The 24,794-nt window shown below is 71.7% G+C and carries 18 protein-coding genes; 4 read left to right on the top strand and 14 right to left on the bottom strand.

What is annotated here, in order from left to right:
• The first annotated feature begins 70 nt into the window (after positions 1-70).
• The gene (locus VFQ84_RS11855) at positions 71-865 is read left to right on the top strand and encodes an undecaprenyl-diphosphate phosphatase (RefSeq protein ID WP_325131841.1); all 795 of its coding nucleotides are present in this window, start codon (positions 71-73) and stop codon (positions 863-865) included.
• Here the strand turns inward: VFQ84_RS11855 and VFQ84_RS11850 are convergent.
• From VFQ84_RS11850 to VFQ84_RS11810, 9 genes are all read right to left on the bottom strand, one after another.
• A complete protein-coding gene (locus tag VFQ84_RS11850; RefSeq protein ID WP_325131840.1) occupies positions 862-2,880 on the bottom strand; it encodes a tetratricopeptide repeat protein in 2,019 nt (672 codons plus the stop codon). The two genes, VFQ84_RS11855 and VFQ84_RS11850, sit on opposite strands and share 4 nt — an antisense overlap.
• A gap of 14 nt (positions 2,881-2,894) precedes the next feature.
• The gene (locus VFQ84_RS11845) at positions 2,895-3,914 is read right to left on the bottom strand and encodes a YheT family hydrolase (protein WP_325131839.1); all 1,020 of its coding nucleotides are present in this window, start codon (positions 3,912-3,914) and stop codon (positions 2,895-2,897) included.
• A 1-nt stretch (position 3,915) separates the two neighbouring features.
• Complete coding sequence (locus VFQ84_RS11840; protein ID WP_325131838.1) at positions 3,916-4,707, bottom strand: lysophospholipid acyltransferase family protein; 792 nt, start codon at positions 4,705-4,707, stop codon at positions 3,916-3,918.
• A gap of 79 nt (positions 4,708-4,786) precedes the next feature.
• Positions 4,787-5,167 (bottom strand): hotdog fold thioesterase, encoded by a 381-nt coding sequence (locus tag VFQ84_RS11835; RefSeq protein ID WP_325131856.1) that lies wholly within the window; start codon positions 5,165-5,167, stop codon positions 4,787-4,789.
• Positions 5,168-5,223: 56 nt separating this feature from the next.
• Entirely contained in the window at positions 5,224-5,835 is a 612-nt protein-coding gene (locus VFQ84_RS11830) for a YkvA family protein (RefSeq protein WP_325131837.1), read from the bottom strand.
• A gap of 98 nt (positions 5,836-5,933) precedes the next feature.
• Positions 5,934-7,772: a phospholipase D family protein gene (locus VFQ84_RS11825; protein ID WP_325131836.1), complete on the bottom strand. Its 1,839-nt coding sequence runs from the start codon at positions 7,770-7,772 to the stop codon at positions 5,934-5,936.
• Positions 7,769-8,341 (bottom strand): YceI family protein, encoded by a 573-nt coding sequence (locus tag VFQ84_RS11820; RefSeq protein ID WP_325131835.1) that lies wholly within the window; start codon positions 8,339-8,341, stop codon positions 7,769-7,771. Before VFQ84_RS11820 ends, VFQ84_RS11825 begins: the two co-directional genes overlap by 4 nt.
• A gap of 4 nt (positions 8,342-8,345) precedes the next feature.
• On the bottom strand, positions 8,346-8,822 hold the full coding sequence (locus tag VFQ84_RS11815; protein ID WP_325131834.1) for a histidine phosphatase family protein: 477 nt from the start codon (positions 8,820-8,822) through the stop codon (positions 8,346-8,348).
• Between the two features lie 43 nt (positions 8,823-8,865).
• Positions 8,866-9,498, bottom strand: a complete 633-nt coding sequence (locus VFQ84_RS11810; RefSeq protein ID WP_325131833.1) for a ParA family protein — start codon at positions 9,496-9,498, stop codon at positions 8,866-8,868.
• Positions 9,499-9,669: 171 nt separating this feature from the next.
• On the opposite strand from VFQ84_RS11810, the gene gltB reads away from it, so the two are divergent.
• The 3 genes from gltB to VFQ84_RS11795 are packed head-to-tail and all read left to right on the top strand — an operon-like array spanning position 9,670 to position 17,110.
• On the top strand, positions 9,670-14,136 hold the full coding sequence (gene gltB, locus VFQ84_RS11805; RefSeq protein ID WP_325131832.1) for a glutamate synthase large subunit: 4,467 nt from the start codon (positions 9,670-9,672) through the stop codon (positions 14,134-14,136).
• Positions 14,133-15,572, top strand: coding sequence for an FAD-dependent oxidoreductase (locus VFQ84_RS11800; protein ID WP_325131831.1), 1,440 nt, complete (start codon positions 14,133-14,135; stop codon positions 15,570-15,572). The genes gltB and VFQ84_RS11800 overlap by 4 nt, the downstream gene beginning before the upstream one ends.
• Before the next feature lie 47 nt (positions 15,573-15,619).
• On the top strand, positions 15,620-17,110 hold the full coding sequence (locus tag VFQ84_RS11795; RefSeq protein WP_325131830.1) for an AAA family ATPase: 1,491 nt from the start codon (positions 15,620-15,622) through the stop codon (positions 17,108-17,110).
• A 265-nt stretch (positions 17,111-17,375) separates the two neighbouring features.
• Here the strand turns inward: VFQ84_RS11795 and VFQ84_RS11790 are convergent, their stop codons facing one another.
• The 5 genes from VFQ84_RS11790 to VFQ84_RS11770 all read right to left on the bottom strand — a co-directional run bounded on the left by VFQ84_RS11790 (position 17,376) and on the right by VFQ84_RS11770 (position 24,791).
• Positions 17,376-17,858, bottom strand: coding sequence for an isoprenylcysteine carboxylmethyltransferase family protein (locus VFQ84_RS11790; RefSeq protein ID WP_325131829.1), 483 nt, complete (start codon positions 17,856-17,858; stop codon positions 17,376-17,378).
• Positions 17,855-18,886, bottom strand: coding sequence for a hypothetical protein (locus VFQ84_RS11785; protein ID WP_325131828.1), 1,032 nt, complete (start codon positions 18,884-18,886; stop codon positions 17,855-17,857). Before VFQ84_RS11785 ends, VFQ84_RS11790 begins: the two co-directional genes overlap by 4 nt.
• 118 nt (positions 18,887-19,004) lie before the next feature.
• Positions 19,005-19,919, bottom strand: coding sequence for an AEC family transporter (locus tag VFQ84_RS11780; protein ID WP_325131827.1), 915 nt, complete (start codon positions 19,917-19,919; stop codon positions 19,005-19,007).
• Between the two features lie 77 nt (positions 19,920-19,996).
• Entirely contained in the window at positions 19,997-21,823 is a 1,827-nt protein-coding gene (locus VFQ84_RS11775; protein ID WP_325131826.1) for a DUF885 domain-containing protein, read from the bottom strand.
• Between the two features lie 118 nt (positions 21,824-21,941).
• Entirely contained in the window at positions 21,942-24,791 is a 2,850-nt protein-coding gene (locus VFQ84_RS11770) for an ATP-binding protein (RefSeq protein ID WP_325131825.1), read from the bottom strand.
• Between the last annotated feature and the right edge of the window lie 3 nt (positions 24,792-24,794).

Genomic DNA, 24,794 nt, shown 5'->3' with positions numbered 1-24,794 from the left:
AAAACCGTGCAGCCAGCCCCTGCCCCGCCTCGCGTATGCTGCCGCCTTTGCCCACCAAAGCGCGCCGCCCGTGAACGACCTGCTGTCCGCCCTCCTGCTGGGCATCATCGAGGGCCTGACCGAGTTCCTGCCGATCTCCAGCACCGGCCACCTGCTGATCGCCCAGCACTGGCTCGGGGCCCGCTCGGACCTGTTCAACATCTCGATCCAGGCCGGCGCGATCCTGGCGATCACCCTGGTGTACCGGCAGCGGCTCTGGCAGTTGGCCACCGGCCTGGGCGACGCCGCCCATCGCGATTACGCGCTGAAGATCGCCGTGGCCTTCGGCGTCACCGCCGTGGTCGGGCTGCCGGTTCGGCTGCTGGGCTGGGAGCTGCCGGAAACGGTGACGCCGGTGGCCTGGGCGCTGGTGATCGGCGGCGCGTGGATGCTGGTGGCCGAGCGCATCGCCGAGGGCAAGCCGCCTTCGGACGCGCTGACCTGGAAAGTGGTGGTCGCGGTGGGCCTGGCCCAGGTGCTGGCCGGCGTCTTCCCCGGCACCTCGCGCTCGGCGGCGGCCATCTTCATGGCCCTGCTGCTGGGCATGAACCGCAAGCCGGCCGCGGCCGAGTTCGTGTTCCTGGTCGGCATCCCGACCATGTTCGCGGCCAGCGGCTATGCGCTGCTGGAAACCGCGCTCGACGGCGGCATCGGCGACGAGGACTGGGCCAGCCTGGGCGTCGCCTTCGCGGCCGCGACCCTCACCGGGTTCGCGGCCGTGCGCTGGCTGCTGGGCTACATCGCCACCCATCGCTTCACGCCGTTCGCCTGGTACCGCATCGGCCTGGGCGTGGCGCTGCTGCTGGGCCTGCCGGCAGGCAGTTAGTCCGCCGGGTAGCCCAGCCGCACCGCGACCGGCGCCAGCCGGGCGAAGGCCTCGGCGAAGTCATCGCGGTAATGGCGCCAGTGCCCGTCGGGCAGCTGCAGGCCGGGGCCGCGCAGGCCGGGCAGGGGCTGTTCCAGGCCCAGGGCCTGCTCGATCAGCGCGCCCACTTCGCCAGCGTCCCCGTCCAGCGCCGCGACGACCACGCGGTCGGGGTGCGCGTCGCGGTGGTCGGCCAGGGCTTCCAGGCCGCGCGCCAGCCAGTCGGCCGAGGCCACCGGATCCGGGGCCGGCAGGTAGTTCTGCAGGCTGCCGTGCACGAACCAGTTCATCAGCGCCTGCCGCGGGTCGGTGACCAGCGCCAGCACGCGGGCGCCGCGCAGCGCGGCCAGGGTGTAGGGATCCAGGTGCGGCAGCCAGTCGATCACGGTCGCCGGGTCGAGCTTGGCCGAGGCCCAGGCGGCGGTCCAGCGCTCGGCGCTGCCGGCGCGCGGATGGCCCGGCGGGAAGCGCATCAGGCCGAAGCCATCGCCGGCCGAGGCCACGCTGGCGCGCTCCAGGCCCAGGCGCGCGCCCAGCACCTGCTTGGCGGAAATCAGCACGTGCTCGGCGCGCACGCCCACCGGCGCCCACACCAGGGTGGCGCTGATTTCGCCCTCGGGCACCTGCTCGGCGGCGGCCACCGACGGCGGCGGCACCATGCGCGGCTGGCGCGGGATGCGGCGCAGCATGTCCTTCCAGCGCGCGGCGGCTTCGGCGTGGCGGCCGGCGGCGTCCAGCGCCATGCCGGTCCAGGCCAGCAGGCTGCGCTGCTGCTCGATGTCGCTGGCTTCGGACAGCATGCGGGCGGCGCGGGCCAGGGCCTGGTCCAGGTCTTCGGCGCGCTCGGCCTCGAGCTTCACCATGCCGCTGCGGAACAGGCGCGGGGCCTTGGCCAGGGCGCGGTCGGCCCAGGCCGAGGCCTGGGCCAGGTCGCCACGGCTGAAGTGGTAGTCCGCGAACAGGTCCAGGCAGGCCGGATGCTCGGGCTGGCTGGCCAGCCAGCGCTCCAGCACCGCCAGCGGCGACTCGCCGGTGGCCGAGGCCAGCTGCAGGCGCAGCAGCCACAGGTCGATCTCGGCCGGCGCCTTGGCCAGCGCGGCCTCGACCCGGGCAATGGCTTCGGGCGCGCGCGGGGTGTTGCCCAGCAGCTGGACCAGGCGGCGCAGGCTGGGCAGGTGCAGCGGCTGGTGGTCCAGCACGCGACCCATGTCCTCGACGGCGGCCGCGCCCTGGCCCTGCTGCAGGCGCAGCTCGGCGCGCAGGCCGACGGCGTCGTGCTCGGCGGGGAAGCGTTCGATCAGTTCATCCAGGGTCGCCAGCGCCTCGGTCCGCTTCTCCTGGCGGCGCTGGGCCTCGACCAGGCCGCGCAGGGCGATGCGCGGACGCGCCGGGTCCAGCCGCAGCGCATTCGCCAGCGCCTGTTCGGCGAACACCCACATCTGCCGCTGCAGGTAGGCGATGCCCAGCGCCAGCTGGGCCGAGGCCAGGTCGGGCTGGGCGTTGGCGGCCGCGGTGAAGCAGCGCAGCGCGTGGTCCGGGTCGCCCTTGGCCTGGGCCACGTGGCCTTCGGCCAGCACCACCAGCGGGTGGCCGGGGTCGACGCGCTGGGCCAGGCGCAGGTTGCGCTCGGCCTCGGGGCGGTCGTCGCGGGCCAGGGCGGCGTGCACCTGCATCAGGTAGGCGACCAGGGTGTTCGGATCCAGCGCCACGGCCTGCTGCAGGCCGTCGGTGGGCTTGCCCTCGGACAGGTCCAGCGCGGCGCGGGTGGCGTGGAAGTGGCCGCGCTCGGGGTCGAGCGCGATCGCCTTGTCCAGCGCCTCGCGGGCGGCGGTGCCGTCGCCGGTGGCCTTCAGGGCGATGCCCAGCAGGTGCCAGGCCTCGGCATTGGCCGGTTCGGCCGCGACCAGCTGGCGGGAGAGAGCGAGGGCCGAGGCGAAATCGCCCTGGCGCAGGGCGTCGTGGATGCGGGCAAGCATGGGCGGGGTCGTTCTTAGGCGGAAACGGCGATTGTATCGCGGGCCGGCGCCGCGGCCGCCGCCAGGCGGTCGGCGACCCAGCGCTCGGCGTAGCCGCGCAGGTCCACGCCCTCGAGGAAGCCGCAGTGGCCGCCGAAATCGGCGATCTCCAGGGTCGAATGCGCCGGCAGCACCAGCCGGGGGAAGCCCTCGACCGGAATCACCGGATCATCGGCCGCGGCCAGCACGCTCACCGGCACCTGCAGCGCGGCCAGGCGATCGCCGGCCACCGCGTAACCATCGAAGTATTCCTCGACCCCGGCCAGGGTCGTGTGCCGCTCCACCAGCCAGCGGGTCAGGCTGCGCATGTCCTTGGCCAGCACGCTGTCGTCGAAATCGTGGTGCTGCGGGAACAGCGCGCGCTTGATGGTGAGCGAGCGCCGCCACTTCTTCATGAAGTACCAGTGGTAGAACGGCTGGCCGCTCTCGAGCGTGCGCATCACCGCCGACGGATCGATCGCCGGGCATACCGCCGCCGCGTGCACCAGCGGGATGCCGGCCGCCGGCGCCGCCAGCGCCAGCCGCAGCGCGAAGTTGCCGCCCAGCGAATAGCCGGCCGCCAGCATCGGCCGCGCCGGGAAGCGCCGCGACACTTCGAGCGCGGCCTGCACCACTTCGCCCAACCGGCAGGAATGGAACAGGCCCTCGTTGAGGTGGTGGGTGTCGCCGTGGTCGCGGAAGTTGAGCCGGAACACCTCGAAGCCGCGCGCCAGCAGCTGCGCCGCCGTGTGGCGCATGTAGCTCGATTCGCTGCTGCCTTCCCAGCCGTGCAGCAGCAGCACCAGCCCGCGCGCCGGCGCCTCGGCCCGCGGCAGCCGGGTGTGGAAGCCCTGCAGCCGCACGCCGTCCTCGACGGTGATGATGTGTTCGGTGGTTTCCGCGCCCAGCCGCTGCAGCTGGCGCAGGCCGGCGGCGCGGCGCAGCGGGGTCGAGCTGAGCACCGACTGCACGTGCGCATTGCGCAGCCAGCGCGGCGGGCGGTAGGCGCTGCCCATCTCAGCCCGCCATCGCCGCGATGATGCGTTCGCGGCAGGTCTCGGCCATGCGCCGGCGGCCGTCCTCGCTGGCCGCGACGGGCTCGAGGAAATGCACCTCGGCCACGCGCCCGGGTTCGCCCAGCAGGCGCACGAAGTTCTGCATGAAATTCTCGCGCGGCCCGAACGCGACCACGGTCTGGGCGTCGCCCCGGCTGCCGTACTTGAGCGCCACCGGCTGCGCCGGCACCTTCGCCAGCACCGCCGGCTGGAAGATGCGCGCATGGAAGGTGCCGATGGCGTCACCCCCCGTGGTCCGGCCCTCCGGGAACACGCCCACCGCCTGGCCCTGCTCCAGCCGCTGCACCATCTGGTGCATCACGCCGTGCAGCGAGTCGTTGCTGCCGCGATGGTGGTAGATGGTGCCGCCGCGGCTGGCCACCCAGCCCACCAGCGGCCAGCGCGCGATCTCGGCCTTGGCCACGAAGCCCATCATGCGCTGGCTGTGCATCAGCTCGATGTCGATCCAGCTGACGTGGTTGGCGACGAACAGCGCCGCGCCCGGCAGCGGCGTGCCGTAGCGGCGCAGCCGGAAGCCGAAGATGCGCATCAGGGTGCCCGACCACCAGCGGATGATGCGGTGGTCCAGGCGTTCGCCGCGCAGCTCGATCCGCGCCGAGATCGGATTGATCATCAGCAGGGTCAGCGGCAGCCCCAGCCCCAGGTGCAGGGCCAGCAGCGGCAGGCGCCAGAGGTAGCGCAGCGGGCGACGCCAGTCCTGGGACGAACGGGCCGTTTCGGTGTGTGCGGACATTGGCGGCATTGTGCCGCAGGCGGGCCGAGTAAACACCCGACGCCGCGGTACGTCGCGGACGGCGACCGCCGCGGGGCGCTCAGGCGCCGATCACCGCCGCGGTCATGCGCGAAATGCAGGTCAGGCGACCCTGGGCGTCCTCGATGCGGACTTCCCAGACCTGGGTGGCGCGACCGAGATGGATCGGCCGCGCGGTGCCGGTCACCACGCCCTCGGTGACGGCGCGCAGGTGGTTGGCGTTGATTTCGATGCCGGCGGCCTGCTGCTTCAGCGCCGGGTCCAGGCACAGGTAGCCGGCCAGGCTGGCCAGGGTCTCGGCCAGCAGCACCGACGAGCCGCCGTGCAGCAGCCCGAAGGGCTGCTTCGTGCGTTCGTCGACCGGCAGGGTGGCGCGGAGGAAATCCTCGCCCAGCTCGGTAAGCACGATGCCCAGGTGCCCGGGGGCGGTGCCCACGAGCATCCGGTTCAGGTCGGCGAGTTCGGGCCGGTGGCGGAACGGACCGGCCACGGCAGGGCTCAGCGGACGCGCATCAGGCCCGGGCGGAAGGCGCTGGTATAGCCCTTGCGCGCGTAGCCGGAGCTGTCGCCGTAGCCGCTGCCGCCGGCCTGGCGGTTGCGGCGACGATGCATGCGGTCGACCAGCTCGTCGCGACGGGCCTCGAGCCAGTCGGCGCGGCCGACGGTGGCCGGGTCCAGGCCGCGGCGCTCGGCCTCGCCCTGGCGGTATTCGCAGAACTCGTCGTAGGCCTCGATCTCGTGCTTGAGTTCCTTCACGCACATCTCGATGGCGATGGCGTCGTCGAAGTAGCCCAGCACCGGCACGTTGTCCGGGATGACGTCGGACGGGTCGGCGAAGTAGACCAGGGCCGACAGCACGCGCTGGCGGTCTTCCTCGGGCAGGTGCCAGCCCTCGTCGCGCGACATCGCGATCAGCGCGTCCAGCCGGTCCAGGCGCTCGGCGATGAAGTCCGGGACCTCGACCTTGTTGGCTTCGACCAGCAGCTTGGACGCGGCGGCGATGATTTCATCGGCGGTCTTGCTGCCGGCGGCGGCGCGGGCCTTGGCCAGGGCCTGGGTGAAGTGCTCGAGGTCGCGGTCGGAGAGTTCGAAGCTGATGGCGAGGGGCATGCGGGCAGGTCCGGCGGGGTTTGCGAGAACGAGCAGCCTAGGCCCGGGCGCGGGCGGCGTCAATCGAACGCAGGCCGGCCCGACACCGGCCACGCGGCTCAGAGGATGGGCACCAGGCCGGCGCCGAACGCGGTCAGGATGCGGGTGTAGACGGACTTCAGCGGCAGGTCGACCTCGGGGAAGGCACCGACGTCCTCGTAGCAGTCGTGGAAGCCGGGCGCGCCGGGCGGGATCGGGTTGCAGCCGGGCCGCAGCGCGTAGCTGGTGGCGTAGGGGAAGGGCCAGATGTCGAAGATCGGCAGCTTCTCGGACAGCTTGCCCAGGCTGTAGTTCAGGCCCGACAGCACCGGCGGCTTCTCCTGGGCGGCGATCAGCCAGGCGTTCTCGGGCGTCATGTCGCGCCGGATGCTGGCCAGCAGGGCGCCGGCGAACTCGACGTCATGCACCACCACCATCGACTCGGTGTTGTAGTTGTCCGAGCGCGGATCGAAGTTGTGGCTGCCGACCACGCCGATCCGGCCGTCCACGACCAGCGACTTGGCGTGCAGGCCGACCCGCACGCCGGCGCGCTTGAGCGGCACCGGTCCGCTGGACGAGCCCGAGGAGCCCGAGCCGAACATCGGCAGGTGCGCGGCCCGCTCCTGCCCCAGTGCACCGGTGGCCGCGACATTGATCGGGGCGTCGTCGGGATAGGGCTTGTACTCGAAGATGCGGAAGCCCAGCTCGCGCAGGTACAGGCGCTTGTACTTGTGGCTCATCGCGTAGACGGGGAAGGCGTCGGTGGCCGCCAGCGAATTGGTCGACACCCACACCTTGGGCTTGTCCTCGCGCTTTTGCAGCGCGCGGAACAGCTTGCGGGCCGGCCGCGACAGGACCAGGTAAGGCGTCTGGATCACCAGCTCGTCGCGGGTGCCCTCGACCAGGTCGCGCATGGCGATGGACGCGTCGTCGGCCGCGCGCAGTTCGCCCTCATGCTTTTCCGGCAGGTCGGCGTAGAAATCGACCCGGCCCACGGTGAGCCGCAGCGGCTGCAACCGCGCCATCACGGCATCGCCGTCGCCGGCGGCGGCACGCATGGCCACCACCCGCGGCGGCCGCACCGCCGCCGGGTCCAGCAGCGCGTTCGGCGGCACCCCGCCCTGGCGGTGCAGGCGTTCGGCCACGTCGCGCAGCTCCTCGGCCGGGCGCGAGCGCCCGAAGCTCCAGAAGGCGTCGAAGTTCTCGCCCATCGCCGCCACCACCGGGCCCAGCACCAGGAGGTCGCGGTCGCGGTAGTTGTAGCCCTCGGCCCAGTCGAAATAGCGGTCCTGGATGTTGCGGCCACCGGTGATGCCGGCCACGCCGTCCACCCGCACCAGCTTGGTGTGCATGCGCTGGTTGAACTTGGTGAAGCAGCACAGGATGCCGGCGGCGTACTGCAGGCTCTGGGTCTTGGCTTCGTCGAAGGTCGGGTTGTACAGGCGCAGCTCGAAGTTGACGTGCTGGCCGGCCAGGGTCGCCTGCAGGTTCGGGTCGGGCAGGCCGTAGAGCTGGTCCAGCAGCACCCGCACCTTCACCCCGCGGCGGGCGGCGGCCAGCAGCTCTTCGAGCACGAGCAGGCCGCTGTCGTCCTTGTCGAAGATGAACATCTGCAGCTCGATGCTCTCGCGCGCGGCGCGGATCAGGTGCAGGCGCGCCAGCAGCGAGTCCTGGCCACGATCGAGCAGCACCACCTCGTGCCGGGGCGCGTCGGGGGTGGACGCCGCGACGGCGGCATGGCCCAGGTCGAGCAGGGGCGAGTCGACCGCGCAGTCGACGCCTTCCTGGCAGCCGATCTCGGTGCTGCGGGCGTCCAGGGCCAGGTCGGTGGCGGCCTGGCGCTCCTGCACGGATAGGGTCGAGCAGCCTGCCAGCAGCAGGAGCAGCAGGCCGGAAAGAAGGCGGGGGGCGGGGCTCATGGGGCGACAGGGTCGCGCAATCTCACCCGGAAGTCGAAGCCTACTTCGTCGCGGACCCAGACCCGCTGGCTGGTCATGCCGAAAGCCCGGCGGCTGACCTCGCCCCGGACGACGATGTCGCAGTCCCGGCCGGGCCGGTCGCAGGTGGCCGGCAAGAGCGTAAAGGCGACCTGGCGGGCCTGGCCGCGCAGCTCCAGCCGGCCCTTGAGCACCCCGCCCGAGGCCAGCAGCGCGCGCGGGAACGGTACCGAACCGAAGCGGATCTCGGGATGCGCCTCCACGTCCAGGAACTTGGCCGAGCGGGTGCTGCGCAGCATCCAGCCCGGACCATCGAGCTCCAGGCCGCGGGCGTCGACCCGCACCTGCACCCGCCAGCGCCCGCGGGCGTCCTCCAGCAGCTCGCCCTCGATGTGGCGGAAACGGCCCGGCACCGGGCCGGTCACCCGCAGGGACACTTCGAAGCTGGCCCGTGAGCTGGCCGGGTCCACCGCCTCGCGGGCGGTGCCGGTGGCGGCGGCATTACCCATGGCGGCGGCGAGGCAGAGTCCGCCCAGCCACGCCAGCTTCATCCGCTCAGGGCCACCAGAAGGCGGCGAGGCGGGCGATGCCGGGCTCGAGGTCGGCGTCGGCCGGCATCGACAGCACCGCAACGCCGCCCGCGGGCATGCCGCGGAAGTCGCCGGACTGGCCCGAGCTGAGCAGGGCCGCCAGCTGTTCGAAGCCGGGGTTGTGGCCGACCAGCAGCACCCGCGACAGCTCGCGGTGCTCGTCGGCGACCTGCATCAGCATGCCGGGGGTGGCGTCGTAGATGCGCGGCTCCTGCCGCATCTCGACGTGGCCCAGCGCCGCCAGTGCCTGCTCGGTGGTCTCGCGGGCGCGGCGCGCCGGCGAGGTGACGATGCGGTCGGGCAGGTAGCCGTGGTCGCGCAGCCAGCGCCCGGCGGCTTCGGCCTCGGCCTGGCCCTGCAGGGACAGCGGCCGGTCGAAGTCGTCCTGGCCGGGCGCGGCGGGTTCGGCGTGGGCGTGGCGGAGCAGGATCAGTTCGCGCATGGCTTTCCTTAGTCAGCGGCGGTAACGCAGGGGAGCAACGGGGTCAGAGCGATTTCTTGAGCCATTTGAGCAGCGGCGCCCAGTCGTCCTGGTGGCTGCGGATCTGTTCGGAGTGGTAGTCGAACACCGACTTGCCCAGCGCCGCCATCAGCACGTAGGCCTGGGTGTCGCGCAGCTCGGCCACCAGCGGATAGGGCCAGGCCTTGAGCTGGTCGAGGGCCTGCTGGGAGTTGCTGGTCCAGGGCTTGAGGCGGTTGCCGACGATGCCGACCGGCAGCTTGCCCTTCTTCACGCGCGGGTGCTGCACCAGCGTGTTCAGGAAAGGCACGGTGGCCTCGAGGTCGATGATCGAGGGCAGCACCGGCACGATCACGGCGTCGGCGATGTCGAGGAAGGCGGTGAGGTCGTCGCCCATCGCGCCGGCCGGGGCGTCGACCACCAGGCGCTGGATGCCTTCGGGCAGGTGCTTGTCCCAGCCGCGCTTGCTGCCGTCGAGGGGCAGCACGGCGGTGTCGAGCGCGGCGCGCTTCTCGCACCAGTGGGTGGAGGACTTCTGCCGGTCGGCGTCGAGGATGGCGGTGGCCTTGCCGTCGACGGCGAAATGGGCGGCGAGGTTGGTCGACACCGTCGTCTTGCCGGCGCCTCCCTTCGAGCTGGCGACCAGGATCGTGCGCATGCCGGACCTCCACGGTGGGAAGAGGCCTCACTCTAGCCCGCCTTGCGCGGGCTTGGGAAGGCAACCGAGCAGAAACTCTATTGGCCTGTGTGACCGTGGGGTGAGCCACCCGGAAGCGCCTGTTTCCACGGCGCGGAGCGGGCTTCGATTCCCACTGAGCACGGAGGGCGCATGCCAGCACCCCCGGTCCCGGGCCTGCATTCCCCGGCATTCGAGCGCGACAGCTGCGGATTCGGGCTGATCGCCCAGCTGGACGACCGGCCGTCGCGGGCCCTGGTCGACGCCGGGCTGCAGGCGCTGGCGCGGCTGGTGCACCGCGGCGCGGTCGGCGCCGACGGCCTCAGCGGGGACGGCTGCGGGCTGCTGCTGCGGCGGCCGCGGGTGTTCCTGGCGGCGATCGCGCACGAGGCGGGCATTCCCTACGCCGACGGCGACGCCTGCGGCATGGTGTTCCTGCCGCATGACGAGGCCGCGGCCCGGGCCTGCCGCACCGGACTGGAAGACGCGCTGCGTGCCCGCGGCCTGGCCGTGGCCGGCTGGCGCGTGGTGCCGGTGTCGCGCGCGGGCTGCGGCGAGATCGCGCTGCGCGGGCTGCCGCGGATCGAGCAGGTGTTCGTGCGCACGCCCGAGCGCGCCGAGGCCGCGGGTTTCGAGCGCCTGCTGTTCCTGGCGCGACGGGCGGCCGAACAGGCGCTGGCGGCGCAGGACGACTTCTACGTGGCCACGCTGTCGGCGGTGACCCTGGGCTACAAGGCCATGGTGCTGCCGGACCGGCTGGCGGCGCTGTACCCGGACCTGGCGCGCCCGGAGCTGGCGTCGTCGGTGGTGGTGTTCCACCAGCGCTTCTCCACCAACACCGCGCCCGCCTGGAAGCTGGCCCAGCCGTTCCGGCTGCTGGCGCACAACGGCGAGATCAACACCATCGAGGGCAACCGCGCCTGGGCCCGCGCGCGCGCCGCGCACTGGTCGACGCCGCACCTGGACCTGGCCGCGCTGCAGCCGCTGGTCAGCGAGCACGGCTCGGACTCGCAGAGCCTGGACAACCTGCTGGAGCTGCTGCTGGCCGGCGGCATGGACCTGCTGCAGGCCATCCGCATCCTGGTGCCGCCGGCGACCGCGTCGCTGGAATACAAGGACCCGGACCTGGCCGCGTTCTACGAGTACTACGGCCTCTCGCTCGATCCTTGGGACGGCCCGGCCGGCATCGTGATGTGCGACGCGCGCCACGCCGCCTGCACGCTCGACCGCAACGGCCTGCGCCCGGCGCGCTGGCTGCTCACCGCCGACCGCACCCTGGTGGTGGCGTCGGAAACCGGCGTCTATGACGTAGCCGACGAAGACGTGGTGGCCAAGGGCAAGCTCGGCCCCGGCGAGATGCTGGCGGTGGACCTGCAGCGCGGCAAACTGCTCGACACCCACGCCATCGACGACATCAACAAGCGGCGCGCGCCCTACAAGGCCTGGCTCAAGCAGGGCGTGACCTACCTCAGCACCAGCCTGGTGGACCCGTCGCTGGCCGCCGAGCCCTTCGATGCCGCCACGCTGCGGCGCTTCCAGAAGCTGTTCCAGCTGAGCCGCGAAGAGCGCGAGGCCGAGCTGCGCGTGCTGGCCGAGACCGAACAGGAAGCCACGGGCTCGATGGGTGACGACACGCCGGTGGCGGCGCTGTCGCGGCAAATCCGGCCGGTGTACGACACCTTCCGCCAGGCCTTCGCGCAGGTGACCAACCCGCCGATCGACCCGCTGCGCGAGCAGCTGGTGATGTCGCTGGCCACCCAGCTCGGGCCCGAAGGGAACGTGTTCGAGGACAGCCCGGCGAACGCCGTGCAGGTGATGCTGAACTCGCCGATCCTCTCGCAGCGCAAGCTGCGGCAGCTGCTGGCGCTGGAACAGTTCGCCGGCGCGCACGCGCTGCTGCCGCTCTATTTCGGCGCCGACGACACCCTGGCCGCGGCGCTGGACCGCCTGTGCGCCGAGGCCGAGGCCGCGGTGCGCGGCGGCGCGGTGCTGCTGCTGCTCAGCGACCGCTACCCGGGCGAAGGCCTGGCGGCGGTGCCGGCGCTGCTGGCCACCGGCGCGGTGCACCACCATCTTTCCGCCGCCGGCCTGCGCTGCCGCGCCAACCTGGTGGTGGAAACCGGCAGTGCCCGCGACGCGCACCACATGGCCTGCCTGATCGGCGTCGGCGCCACCGCGGTCTATCCCTACCTCGCCTACCAGACGCTGTCGGCGCTGGGCCGCGCCGGCGTGGTGGACGGCAAGCTGGGCAACGCCCCGGCCGAGCTGGGCCGCAGCTACCGGCGCGGCATCAAGAAGGGCCTGCTGAAGATCCTGTCGAAGATGGGCATCAGCACCATCGCCAGCTACCGCGGCGCGCAGCTGTTCGAGATCGTCGGGCTGGCCGACGAGGTCGTGGCGCGCTGCTTCCCGGGCATGGTGAGCCGGCTGCAGGGCGCGGGCTTCGCCGAGCTCGAAGCGGAGGCGCGGGCGCTGGCCGCCGAGGCCTGGACCGACACCACCGACATTTCGCCCGGCGGCCGCCACAAGCTGGTGGTCGGCGGCGAGTACCACATGTACAACCCGGACGTGATCGCCGGCCTGCAGCGCGCGGTGCGCAGCGGCGATCCCGCCGACTACTTCGCCTATGCCGCGCACGTCGACGGCCGGCCGCCCTCGGCGCTGCGCGACCTGCTGGTGCCGCGCGCCGGCCTCGCGCCGATCCCGCTGGCGGAGGTGGAGCCGGCCGAGGCCATCCTGGCCCGGTTCGACTCGGCCGGCATGTCGCTGGGCGCCCTGTCGCCGGAGGCGCACGAGGCGCTGGCGATCGCGATGAACCGGCTCGGCGGCCGCAGCAACTCCGGCGAAGGCGGCGAAGACCCGGCCCGCCACGGCACCGAGAAGCGCAGCAAGATCAAGCAGGTCGCCTCCGGCCGCTTCGGCGTGACGCCGGAATACCTGGTCAATGCCGAGGTGCTGCAGATCAAGATCGCCCAGGGCGCCAAGCCCGGCGAGGGCGGCCAGCTGCCCGGCCACAAGGTCAACGCGATGATCGCGCGCCTGCGCCACGCGCGGCCCGGCATCGGCCTGATCTCGCCGCCGCCGCACCACGATATCTATTCGATCGAAGACCTGGCCCAGCTCATCTTCGACCTCAAGGAGGTCAACCCTGACGCGCTGGTGTCGGTGAAGCTGGTCTCGCACGCCGGCGTCGGCACCATCGCGGCCGGCGTGGTGAAGGCCTACGCCGATCTGGTGACGATCTCGGGCCACGACGGCGGCACCGGCGCCTCGCCGATCTCGTCGATCCACCACGCCGGCACGCCCTGGGAGCTGGGCCTGGCCGAAGTGCAGCAGACGCTGCGCCTGAACGACCTGCGCCACCGCGTGCGGCTGCAGGCCGACGGCGGCCTCAAGACCGGGCTGGACGTGGTGAAGGCGGCGATCCTGGGCGCCGAGAGCTTCGGCTTCGGCACGGCGCCGATGGTGGCGCTGGGTTGCCGGTACCTGCGCATCTGCCACCTCAACAACTGCGCCACCGGCGTCGCCACCCAGGACCCCCGGCTGCGCGCGAACCACTTCACCGGCTTGCCCGAGATGGCGATGAACTTCTTCCGCTTCGTCGCCGAGGACGTGCGCCGCTGGCTGGCGGCGCTGGGCGTGGCGCGGCTGGAGGACCTGATCGGCCGCACCGACCTGCTGGTGCAGGCCGAAGGCGTCACCGACCGCCAGCGCCGGCTCGACCTGTCGCCGATCCTGGCGGCCGCGGCCGGCCAAGGGCCGGCGGCGCGGCACTGCACCGAGGCCCGCAACCCGCCGCGCGACCACGGCCGGCTGGCGACCCGGATGCTGGACGAGATGCGTGCCGCGATCCACGCCGGCGCCGGCGGCGAATTCCATTTCGCCATCGGCAATGCCGACCGCAGCGTCGGTGCGCGGGTGTCGGGCGAGATCGCGCGCGTGCACGGCGACGCCGGCATGGCCGACGCGCCGATCGCGGTGCACCTGCGCGGCCACGCCGGCCAGAGCTTCGGCGCCTGGAATGCGGGCGGGCTGCACCTGCATCTCGCCGGCGACGCCAACGACTACGTCGGCAAGGGCATGGCCGGCGGCCGCATCGTGCTGCGCCCGCCGGCACAGGCGCGCTTCGTCGCCGAGCAGACGCCGATCATGGGCAACACCTGCCTGTACGGCGCCACCGGCGGCGAGCTGTACGCGGCCGGCATCGCCGGCGAGCGCTTCGCGGTGCGCAACTCCGGCGCGGTGGCGGTGGTGGAGGGCGTCGGCGACCACGGCTGCGAGTACATGACCGGCGGCGTGGTGGTGGTGCTGGGCCGGACCGGCCTGAACTTCGGCGCTGGCCTTACCGGCGGGCTGGCCTACGTGCTCGACATCGAGCGCGACTTCGTCGACCGCTACAACCATGAGCTGATCGACGTGCTGCGGATCACGCCCGAGGGCATGGAGCACCATCGCCACCACCTGCGCGGCCTGCTGCGCACGCACGTCGAACACACGGGCAGCGCCGCGGGCGAGCGGCTGCTGGAGGACTTCCGCGACGTCGCCGGCCGCTTCTGGCTGGTCAAGCCCAAGGCCGCCACGCTGGAGCAGCTGGCGGACGCGCTGAGGAACGCCGCATGAAGGCGCGCCCGTTCCAGTTCCTCGAGCTGCCGCGTCGGATGCCGCGCGAAGTGCCGGCCACCACCCGGGTACTGGGCTGGCGGGAGATCTACGGCCAGTTCGCCGCGACCGAGGCGGCCGACCAGTCGGCCCGCTGCCTGGACTGCGGCAATCCCTACTGCGAGTGGAAGTGCCCGGTGCACAACCCGATCCCGGACTGGCTGGCGCTGGTGCGCGAAGGCCGGCTGTTCGAGGCCGCCGAGCTGGCGCATTCCACCAACCCGCTGCCCGAGATCTGCGGCCGCGTCTGCCCGCAGGACCGGCTGTGCGAGGGGGACTGCACGCTCAACACCGGCTTCGAGGCGGTCACGATCGGCTCGATCGAGAAGTACATCGTCGACGAAGCTTTCCGGCTCGGCTGGCGGCCCGACCTGTCGGCGGTGAAGCCCACCGGGCGGCGCGTCGCCATCATCGGCGCCGGGCCCGCCGGCCTGGCCTGCGCCGACCGGCTCGCGCGCGCCGGCATCGAGGCGCACGTGTTCGACCGCTATCCGGAAATCGGCGGACTGCTCAGCTTCGGCATCCCGGCCTTCAAGTTGGAGAAGCAGGTGATCGCGACGCGGCGCGGCGTGCTCGAGGCGATGGGCGTGCGCTTCCACCTGGGCGTGGACGTGGACGCCGCGAAGGGCGCCGCGCTGGTGCGCGACTTCGATGCGGTGTTCCTCGGTACCGGCGCCTACACGGCGGTGGACGGGCGACTGCCGGGGCAGGACCTGCCGGGCGTGCTGGCGGCGCTGCCCTTCCTGGTCGGCAACGCGCGGCGACAGCTGGGCGTGGCGGCGCCGGAAGAACCGACGCTCGAGCTGGGCGGCAAGCGCGTGCTGGTGCTCGGCGGCGGCGACACCGCGATGGACTGCGTGCGCTCGGCGATCCGGCTGGGCGCGGCCGAAGTCAGCTGTGCTTACCGGCGCGGCGAAGAGGACATGCCCGGCTCGCGCCGCGAGGTGAACAACGCCCGCGACGAAGGCGTGCGCTTCCTGTTCCAGCGCCAGCCGCTGGCGATCGAAGCCGGCCTGCGGATCGACGGCGGCCAGCAGGTGACCGGCGTGCGCGTGGTCGGGACCCGCCCCCGCGGCGGCCGCGGCAGTCCGGCCGAAGCCGTGCCCGGCACCGAGGCGGTGCTGCCGGCCGACGTGGTGATCCTGGCCTTCGGCTTCCGCGCCAGCCCGGCGCCGTGGTGGCAGGACTTCGGCCTCGCACTCACGCCCGAGGGCCGCGTGCGCACCGACGCCTGCGGCGCGACCTCGCATCCGAAGCTCTTCGCCGGCGGCGACAACGTGCGCGGCGCCGACCTGGTGGTGACCGCGGTCCACGACGGCCGCGAGGCCGGCGTGGCGATCGCGCGGCAGCTGCTGGCCCGGGCCGCTCCGGTGGCGGGCGCCACGCGCGTGGGCTGAGCGCGCCGCAGCCGGTATCATCACGGCCTTCGAACGAAGGACCCCCGATGAGCGAGCTGCAGGACCTCACTTCCCTGATCCGCGCCAACACCGCGCTGATCGTGATCGAGACGCCCGACGAGGGCCGCGTGGTGGACCTGTTCCGGCACCTGCTGATGAGCGTGTGGCGGCCGCTGTTCCGCTGGTCGATCACCGAGGGCCTGCGCCGCATCGACCTCGACGGCGAGGACGCACCGCTGGCGCCGCCCGACGCCACCACCACCCTGCGCACCATCCGCGAGATGGACCAGCGCGGCATCCACCTGCTGCTCGACTTCCATCCCTACCTGGGCTACGCCACCACGCAGCGCATGCTGCGCGAGATGATCGACCGGCGCGACTGCAAGGACCACAGCATCGTGCTGGTGGGCGCGAAGATCGAACTGCCGCCGGACCTGGAGCACGCGGCCGTGCGCTTCTCGCTGCGGCTGCCGAACGAGGCCGCGCTGCTCAAGCTGGTGCAGGACGAGGCCGCGCTGTACATGCGCGAGCACGGCGGCAAGCGCGTCGAAGTGGACAAGGACGCGCTGGCGGCGATCGTGCGCAACCTGCGCGGCCTGTCGCTGACCGACGCGCGCCGGCTGGCCCGGCACCTGATCTTCCGCGACGGCGTGATCGGCGCCAACGACCTGCCCGAGCTGGCCAAGCTCAAGTTCGAGCTGCTCAACCGCTCGGGCAACCTGCACTTCGAATACGACACCGCCCGCTTCAGCGACGTGGCCGGGCTGTCGCGCCTCAAGACCTGGGTTGGCCAGCGCCGTTCGGCCTTCACCGGCGACGTCGCGCTGCCGGTGGGCCTGGACCCGCCCAAGGGCATCCTGCTGCTGGGCGTGCAGGGCTGCGGCAAGTCGCTGGCGGCCAAGGCGGTGGCGGGCGGCTTCAACGTGCCGCTGGTGCGCCTGGATTTCGGCACGCTGTACAACAAGTACCACGGCGAAACCGAGAAGAACCTGCGCGAAGCCCTGGCCTCGGCCGAGCAGATCGCGCCCTGCGTGCTGTGGATCGACGAGCTGGAGAAAGGCCTGGCCAGCGCCGGCGGCAGCGACGACGGTGGCGTGTCGCGGCGCGTGCTGGGTTACTTCCTGACCTGGATGGCCGAGCGCAAGTCGAAGGTGTTCCTGGTCGCCACGGCCAACGCCGTCAACGACCTGCCGCCGGAGCTGCTGCGCAAGGGCCGCTTCGACGAGATCTTCTTCGTCGACCTGCCCGACCACGGTGCCCGCGCCGAGATCTTCCGCATCCACCTGGAGCGACGCGAAGTGGATTGGGAGGGTTTCTCGCTGGACACGCTGGCCGAGGCCGCGAACGGATTTTCCGGCGCCGAGATCGAACAGGCCGTGGTCAGCGCCCTCTACGCCGCCCACGCCGCCCAGGGCCCGGTGGACGAGGCGCGCGTGCTGACCGAGGTGCGCAACACCCGCCCGCTGAGCGTCCTGATGGCCGAACAGGTCAACGCCCTGCGCGAATGGGCCCGCAGCCGTACCGTGCCGGCCGACTGATCCTTACAGGCCCGACCGTTCCTGCACGCTCGACGTTTCTTCCCCTGTAGGAGCGCCTTCAGGCGCGAATCTCTTCGCGAAAAGATTCGCGCCTGAAGGCGCTCCTACAGGAAGGTTCGGCGCAGGAAGGTTCGGCGCAGGAGGGTTCGGTGCAGGAGGGTTCGGTGCAGGAAGGTTCGGTGCAGGAAGGTTCGGAGCGAGAGGGTTCGGAGCGAGAAGGTTCGGAGCAAGTGGGATCGGAGCGAGGGGTTTCGCAGCAGGCGGGTCAGAACCAGCGGCGGACCTGGCGGCAGTAGTCGCGGTAGGCGTCGCCGAACAGCGCCGTGAGATAGCGCTCTTCGCGGCCGATGACGTAGTAGCGGACCAGCAGCAGCACCGGCACCAGCGTAAGCACCGGCCACAGCGTGTTGAAGGCCAGCGCGACGGCGGCGTAGGCCAGGGCCATGCCCAGGTACATCGGGTTGCGGGTGTGGCGGTAGATGCCTTCCACCACTAGCGCCGAATCCTCGCGCCAGGGACGCGGGTCGGTGCCATTGCGGCGGAAGCCGCCGAGGGCGCTGCCGAGCAGCCAGATCGCGACCACGCCCAGTCCGAACGCATGCAGGTCCAGCCACCACGCGCGCGCCGGATCGAGCAGCGGCAGCGACGCGTGGAAGTACTCCAGCGCCAGGCCCGCGGACAGGCCGGCCAGGAAGATCAGCGGCGGCGGGACACGGACGCCGGGCGTGGCGGGCGCCGGGGAACTCATGGGCCTGCGGGCGGCCCCGACAGCGAGGAAGACCATGCCTGCGGCGGCGATGCGGACCGCCCATTGGCCAGCAGCAGTCGCCGGGTGGCTTCGAGCTCGCCCAAGGTGCCGTAATCCTCGAAATAGTCGGCAACGCCCACGGGCGGGGCGGCGTCCCCGGCCTGCTGGAAAAGCTGGGCCGCCTGCTCGATCCGCCAGAAAGCGATGCGGCGTTTTTCACGCGCTGCCGAGGCTTCCTGCTCGCTGCCAAGCGCTTCGATCACGGAGGCGGCGAGACTGGTCTCGATCGGCGTCTGCGACGAGGCCAACTGCAGTCGCGCGATGGCCAGGCAATGCTCGCGCAGTTCGCCCTCGGCCTCACGACAGGGGCCAATGAAGCCCTGGAACGGCGGCATCGCATACGCGGTCGAGAGCGCCATCGCCATCACCGCCCCACGGGGCAGTCCCGTGTCTTCTCCGAAACCGGGCGCCACGTTGGCAGGAACCTGCCGAAAGCGTTCAAGCAGGCCGCGGTAGTAATCGGTGTAGGGGCTGGCGTAGGACCCGGCGGCGGCGGCGGCCCTGGCGTGGGCCAGGTAGGCCGCGGCATCGCCGCCCGACCAGGCGTAGGCCATGAGCGCGAGGTGGTAGTAAGCGTTGTCGCCAGCCACTTCGGCCAGGCGCTGCTTGCGCTGGTCGCACTCGAGGTCGGTGGCGGCCTGGTCCTTGCAGCCCAGGCCGCGCGCCAGCAGTTCGGGATGGTCGGCCTCGACGGCGCGCAGCTTTTCCGACAGCCGGGCATGAAGGACGTCGGCTTCGGCGCGCAGGCTGACCTCGCCGGGCGACCGCTGCTCCGGCGGGACGTGTTCATAGATATCCGCCTGGAGCTCCAGCAGGCGCAGCAAGGCCGCGTCCGAAGTGAGATTGCCTTCGACGCGCGCGGCGGCCACGACGTAGGCGAGATAGGCTTCGCGCTCGGCCGGTGCGGACACGTCGGCCTGGGTGGGCAGCGCGGCGGCGAGGAGCAGGGTGGCGATCCAGCGCATCATCGAAGTACTCCTTGGTGAGACCCGGTCATTCCAGCAGGTCTTGCGGCCGGGGCGTTCGGGCCTGAAGGCCCGCCTACCGAAGGTCGTGGGGCCAGGCGGTTCGGGCCTGAGGGCCCTCCTACAGGAGGTGGGCCAGGACCCAGGACCAGGCGGGCAAGGTGGCCAGTGAAAGCAGGATGCCATAGCCGACCATGGCGGCGGCCAGGCCAGGGGCGAGTCTGTGCGATATCGCTAACGCCGCCGCCGTGATCATCGGCGGCATCGCCGACTCCAGCACCACCGCATCGTGCCTCACGCCGGTCATGCCGAAGGCCCAGGCAATGCCCAGGGCCAGCAGCGGCATCACCGCCAGCTTCAGCGCCAGGCCCGCGGCCAGCGGCTTGAGTTCGTCGCGCGGCAGCGCCAGCTTCAGGCTCAGGCCGATGGCCAGCACCACCAGCGGCAGCAGGGCGTCGGCCAGGCGCTGCAGGCCGCCGGCGATCCACGCGGGCGGCGCCTCGGGCATCACGGTCAGGCCGACCACCAGCGCCAGGAACGGCGGGAAGGTGGCGATGCGGCGGCCGATCATCGCGGCCGTGGGCCTGGCGTCGCCGCCGTAGCGCGCCAGGACGTACAGCCCGAAGGTGGAAAGGATCAGGAAGGCGCCGAACTGGTCGTAGATCACCGCGTAGGGCAGCGCGTCCTCGCCCAGCAGCGCGCGCACCAGCGGGTAGCCCAGGAAGCTGGTGTTGCCCAGCGCGACGCAGAGCAGCAGCACGGCGTGCTCATCGGGGCGCAGCTTCAGCGCACGCGTCACGCCGGTGACCAGCACGACGGTGGCCACCAGCAGCAGCCAGGGCACCGCCGCCACCGCCAGCACCTGGGGGCCCAGCTCGAGCCTCGGCGCATAGATCAGCACCGAGGCCGGCAGGCAGACATACAGCACGACCTTGTTGAGCACTTCCGCGGCGCTGTCGGGGAACAGCCGCAGGCGCTGGAACAGCAGTCCCAGCGCCAGCATGGACAGGATCAGCGCGAAGGCGTCGAAAGCCACGACTCAGGCCACCTGCAGGCCACCAGGCGCGCCGGGGCCGCGGACGGCGCCGGCGCGCACCCGGGACACACGCCGGATCATGCGCCCTGCTTCGCCTTCTCGGCCGCGATCCACTCGCGGATCTTGGTCTGCAGCACGCCCATCGGCAGCGCGCCGTCCACCAGCACCTGGCGATGGAAGGCGCGCACGTCGAACCGGTCGCCCAGCTCGGCCTCGGCCTCTTCGCGCAGCTCGCGGATCACGCGCTGGCCGACCTTGTAGGCCAGGGCCTGGCCCGGGATGACGATGTAGCGCTCGACCTCGGCGACCACGTCGGACTCGGCCATCGACGAGTTGGCCATCATGTAGTCGATCGCCTGCTGCCGGTCCCAGCCGTAGTAGTGCAGGCCGGTGTCGACGACCAGGCGCATCGCGCGCAGCTGCTCGTCGCTCAGGCGGCCGTACCACTGGTACGGATCGGTGAACAGGCCCAGCTCCTTGCCCAGCGACTCGGCGTAAAGCGCCCAGCCTTCGGAGTACGCGGTGTAGCCACCAAATCGCCGGAACGCCGGCAGCGATTCCACTTCCTGCTGGATCGAGATCTGGAAGTGGTGGCCCGGCGAGGCCTCGTGGATCGACAGCGTCTCGACCAGGAAGTTGGGCTGCGCGCGCAGGTTGAAGGTGTTGAGGTAGAACACGCCCGGCCGCGAACCGTCCGGCGACGGCGACTGGTAGGACGCACCGGCCTCGGACGCGGCGCGGAAGGCCTCGACCGGACGCACTTCGTAGTCGGCCTTGGGGAAGATGTCGAACAGCTTGGGCAGCAGCGGGTTGATCTTCTGCTGCACGTCGCGATAGGCCTGCAGCGCCTCGTCCTCGGTCTTGAAGTAGAACTGGTCGCTGCTGCCCAGGTGCTCGAAGAAGGCCGGCAGGTCGCCCTGGAAGCCGACCTGTTCGCGCACCGCGTTCATCTCGGCCAGGATCCGCGCCACTTCCTCCAGGCCGAACTGGTGGATTTCCTCGGGAGTGAGGTCGGTGGTGGTGTTGACCTTGACGTTGTGCGCGTACCAGGCCTTGCCGTCGGGCAGGTGCAGCTGGCCCACGCCCTCGCGGGCCTTGGGCAGGTACTCGTCGCGCAGGAAGTCGCGCATCTTCGCGTAGGCCGGCACCAGGGTGTTGGCGATGGCCTCGCGGTAGGCGGCGGTCAGCCGCTCGCGCTCGGCCTCGGGGAAGTCGGCCGGCATGTCCTTGATCGGGCCCCAGAACACGCTGTCCTCGACGTCCTCGACCACGTGCGCGGCGAACTGCGGGATCGACTTCTCGACCACCGGCACCGGCTGCACCACGCCGGCGGCGATGCCTTCGCGCATGTTGGCGATGGCGCTGTCGTTGAGCACGGGGTAGCGGGCGATGCGGGCGAGGAAGTCGTCGTAGTGCTTGACCTCCTTGAACGGCTGCAGCCCCTGGCCGGAGCCGAGCTGGGCCAGGAAGCTGCCGAAGTTGCCGAACTGGTTCACCGGCAGCATCCACTCCGGGAAGCGGTTGCCGGCCAGCGAGGTCTCGCGGTCGGACACGAAGATGTCGTAGCTCAGGCGATGCTGGCCGGTGAGCACATTGCGGTCGAGCGCCTGCACCCGCGCCAGGAAGTCACGCTCGCGGGCCTCCTGCTCGGCGCGGAACGCGGCCGAGAAGAAGTCGGGCAGCTGGTCGTTGTAGCGCAGGTCGCCCAGCGCGGTGGCGAAGATGGGATTGGCCTTGAGCTCGGCCTCGTGCCATTCGGCCAGCAGGGCGTCGAGTTCGGCCGCGACGGCCGCGACGGCGGCGGGATCAGGCTGGGTGGCGACGGGGGTCGCCGGTTCCGCGGCATCGCGGCTGCAGCCGGCCACGGCCAGCACGCAGGTAAAGAGGAGGGCCAGGGCGCGCATCGGGAATCCTTCGCTGTCACGGATGGGAGACGGGCTATCTTCCTCCAGTCGTCGCCCCGCGCCTAATGTGGAAAGTACTGCTTGACGCCGGCCGGCCCCGCGGGGCTGCCTGGCCCGTTCAGCCCCAGCGCTCCTGCACATGGCGCTTGAGCCGCGCCACCGCGGTCTCGACGTCCGCGCACAGCGGCAGCACCTGGGACCAGTCGGCGGACTTGGCCGCCGCTTCGGCGGCGCCGGCGGCCTCGGCCAGCGGATTGGCGCCGACCAGGCGCGCGGCGCCCTTGATCTTGTGGGCCTGGCGCGCCAACCGCTCGAGGTCGCCGGACGAACGCGCGCCCGACAGGCCCTGCAGGTCGGAGGCCGTGGCCTCGAGGAAGTCCTCCATCACCGCGCGGGCCTCATTGGGATTGCCGCCGGTGATCAGGTCCAGCACCGAGCCATCCAGCGGCGTCGGATCGTCGTGCGCCTGCGGCAGGGTCGTGGGCATCACCTCGCCGGCCAGCGGCACGGTGTGCGGCAGCCAGCGGCGCAGGCAGGCCACCAGCTCGGGGATGCTGACCGGCTTGGCCAGGAATTCGTCCATGCCGGCGGCCAGGCAGCGCTCGGCCTCGCCCTTGAGCGCGGCGGCGGTGAGCGCGATCACCGGCGTGCGCGCCTTGCCGTCGCGCGCCTCTTCCTCGCGCAGCGCGCGCGCCATTTCGTAGCCGTCCATCTCGGGCATGTGCACGTCCGAGAGCACCAGCGCGTAGCGGCCCGTGCGCCAGGCGGCGAGCCCCTTCACGCCGTCCTCGGCCGATTCGCTGGCGTAGCCGGCCAGCGCCAGCTGCCGCGCCACGACCAGGCGGTTGGTGGGATGGTCGTCCACGATCAGGACCAGGCTGCGCTCGGCCAGCGCCTGCGCCACCGACGGCAGCGGCCGCGCCAGGAAGCCCTTGCCGGCATCGGGCGTAGGCTCGGGCTCGAGGTCCTCGACCCGCCCGCGCGGCAGCGTGATCGCCAGCCGCAGCGTGGTGCCGGCGCCGGGCGTGCTGTCCATGCTGACTTCGCCGTGCATCAGCTCGGCCAGGCGGCGCGAGATCACCAGCCCCAGGCCGGTGCCGCCGAAGCGGCGGGTGGTGCTGCCCTCGGCCTGCGAGAACGGCTGGAACAGCCGCGCCTGTTGCTCCGGCGTGACGCCGATGCCGGTGTCGGTGATGCGGAAGCAGACCCGGTCGCCGTCGCCGTCGCGGCCCTGCCATTCCAGCGCGGCCTCGACCATGCCCGACTCGGTGAACTTGATCGCGTTCGACAGGAAGTTGCCCAGCACCTGCCGCAGGCGCAGGCCGTCGGCGACGTGCGCCGGGCCGATGCGGTCGTCCACGGCACAGTTCAGCACCAGGCCCTTGCTGGAGGCCGAGCCGCTGTAGTTGGCCACCGTGGACTGCAGCAGCGCCGGCAGCGACACCGTGGTCGGCGACAGCTCCAGGCGCCCGGCCTCGACCTTCGAGAAGTCCAGGATGTCGCCGATGATCTGCAGCAGCGAGCGCGCCGACTGCTGGATGACCTGGATGGTGCGGCGCTGGTCGTCGTCGAGCCGGCTGTGCGAGAGCACCTCCAGCATGCCGGTGACGCCGATCATGGGCGTGCGGATCTCGTGGCTCATCGCGGCGACGAAGCTGGACTTGGCCTCGCTGGCCTCGCGGGCGCGCACTTCGCTGGCGCGCAGCCGCTGCTCGAGCTGCTTGATCTGGGTGAGGTCGGTGCCGACCGCGATGTAGCCGACGGTCTTGCCGCTGCCGTCGCGCATGGCCGAGGTCGCCAGCAGCACCGGCACGCGGCTGCCGTCCTTGCGCACGAAGGTCCACTCGCGCGGTGGCGAACCCTGCTCGATCAGCAGTGGAATCAGGCTGGCGGTGGGCGGCACCGGGCGGTCGAGGGCCTGGGTCAGCTCGGCGGCGACGGTCCGCACTTCCTCGGGCAGCAGCAGGCGGTTGGTGCTGGGCTGGCCGATCAGCTCCTCGGCGCGATAGCCGGTGAGGCGTTCGGCATAGGGATTGAAGGTGGTGAAACGGGTCTCGAGGTCGAGCGAGATGATCGCCACCCGCGCCGCCGCGAACAGCGAGCGCTGGAACACCTCGCGCTCCTGCAGCGCCTCGCGGACCTGTTCGTTGCGCAGCAGCTGCTGGTTGAGCTCGTTCTCGAACTTGCGCACGTCGTCGCGCATCACCAGGAAGACGTCCATCACCTCGCCCAGCTCGCCCTCGGGCTGGAACCGCGGCATGGCCAGGTAGTCGTGCCGGCGCATCTGCTGGGCCAGCGCGGTCAGGCTTTCCACGCCCTTGTAGACGTTGCGCACCAGCTTGCTGCCCACCACCGCCACCACCGCCAGGGTGAACAGGCTCATCAGGGTGCGGATCCAGGCCGCGCGCACGGCCCGCGCCTCCTGCGCGCGCACCTTCTGCTCGGCCTCGATCATCTCCAGGTCGCCCAGGTGCTTCATCCGCGTGGTCACCGGATCGATGGCCGGGTACAGCTCGGTGTCGGCGAACCGGGCCAGGGCGACGATGTCCTTCTGCGCCAGGATGCCGCGCAGCGTCTGCGCGGCGGTGTCGGCGCGGATCCGGGCGCGGGTGATCTGCTGGTACAGCGCCTTCTGGTCCGGCGTCAGCGGCATCTGTTCGAGCGCGATCCAGTGTTCGCGGATGCGCAGGCGGGCGTGGTCGATGATGCGCTCGCCCTCCTCCCAGGTGATCAGCGCGTTGCGCACCCGGAACGTGGTGTCCACCACGTCCAGGCCGTAGGCGTCCGACACCGCCTTGATCCGGCGCAGGCCGGCCAGGGATTCGTCCTTGATTTCCACCAGCGCGCGCTGGCTTTGCTGGCGCTCGTACTCGTCCAGGGCCAGCACGCCGGCGCCGGTGACCAGGAGCAGGCCGAACAGTCCCAGCAGCTGGAGGCGGATGCCGAACTTTTGGCCCGGGCGCGGCATCGC

This window comes from Arenimonas sp. (genome assembly GCF_035721105.1).
Lineage (GTDB): Bacteria > Pseudomonadota > Gammaproteobacteria > Xanthomonadales > Xanthomonadaceae > Arenimonas.
This window is presented reverse-complemented; position numbering and strand designations above follow the sequence as displayed.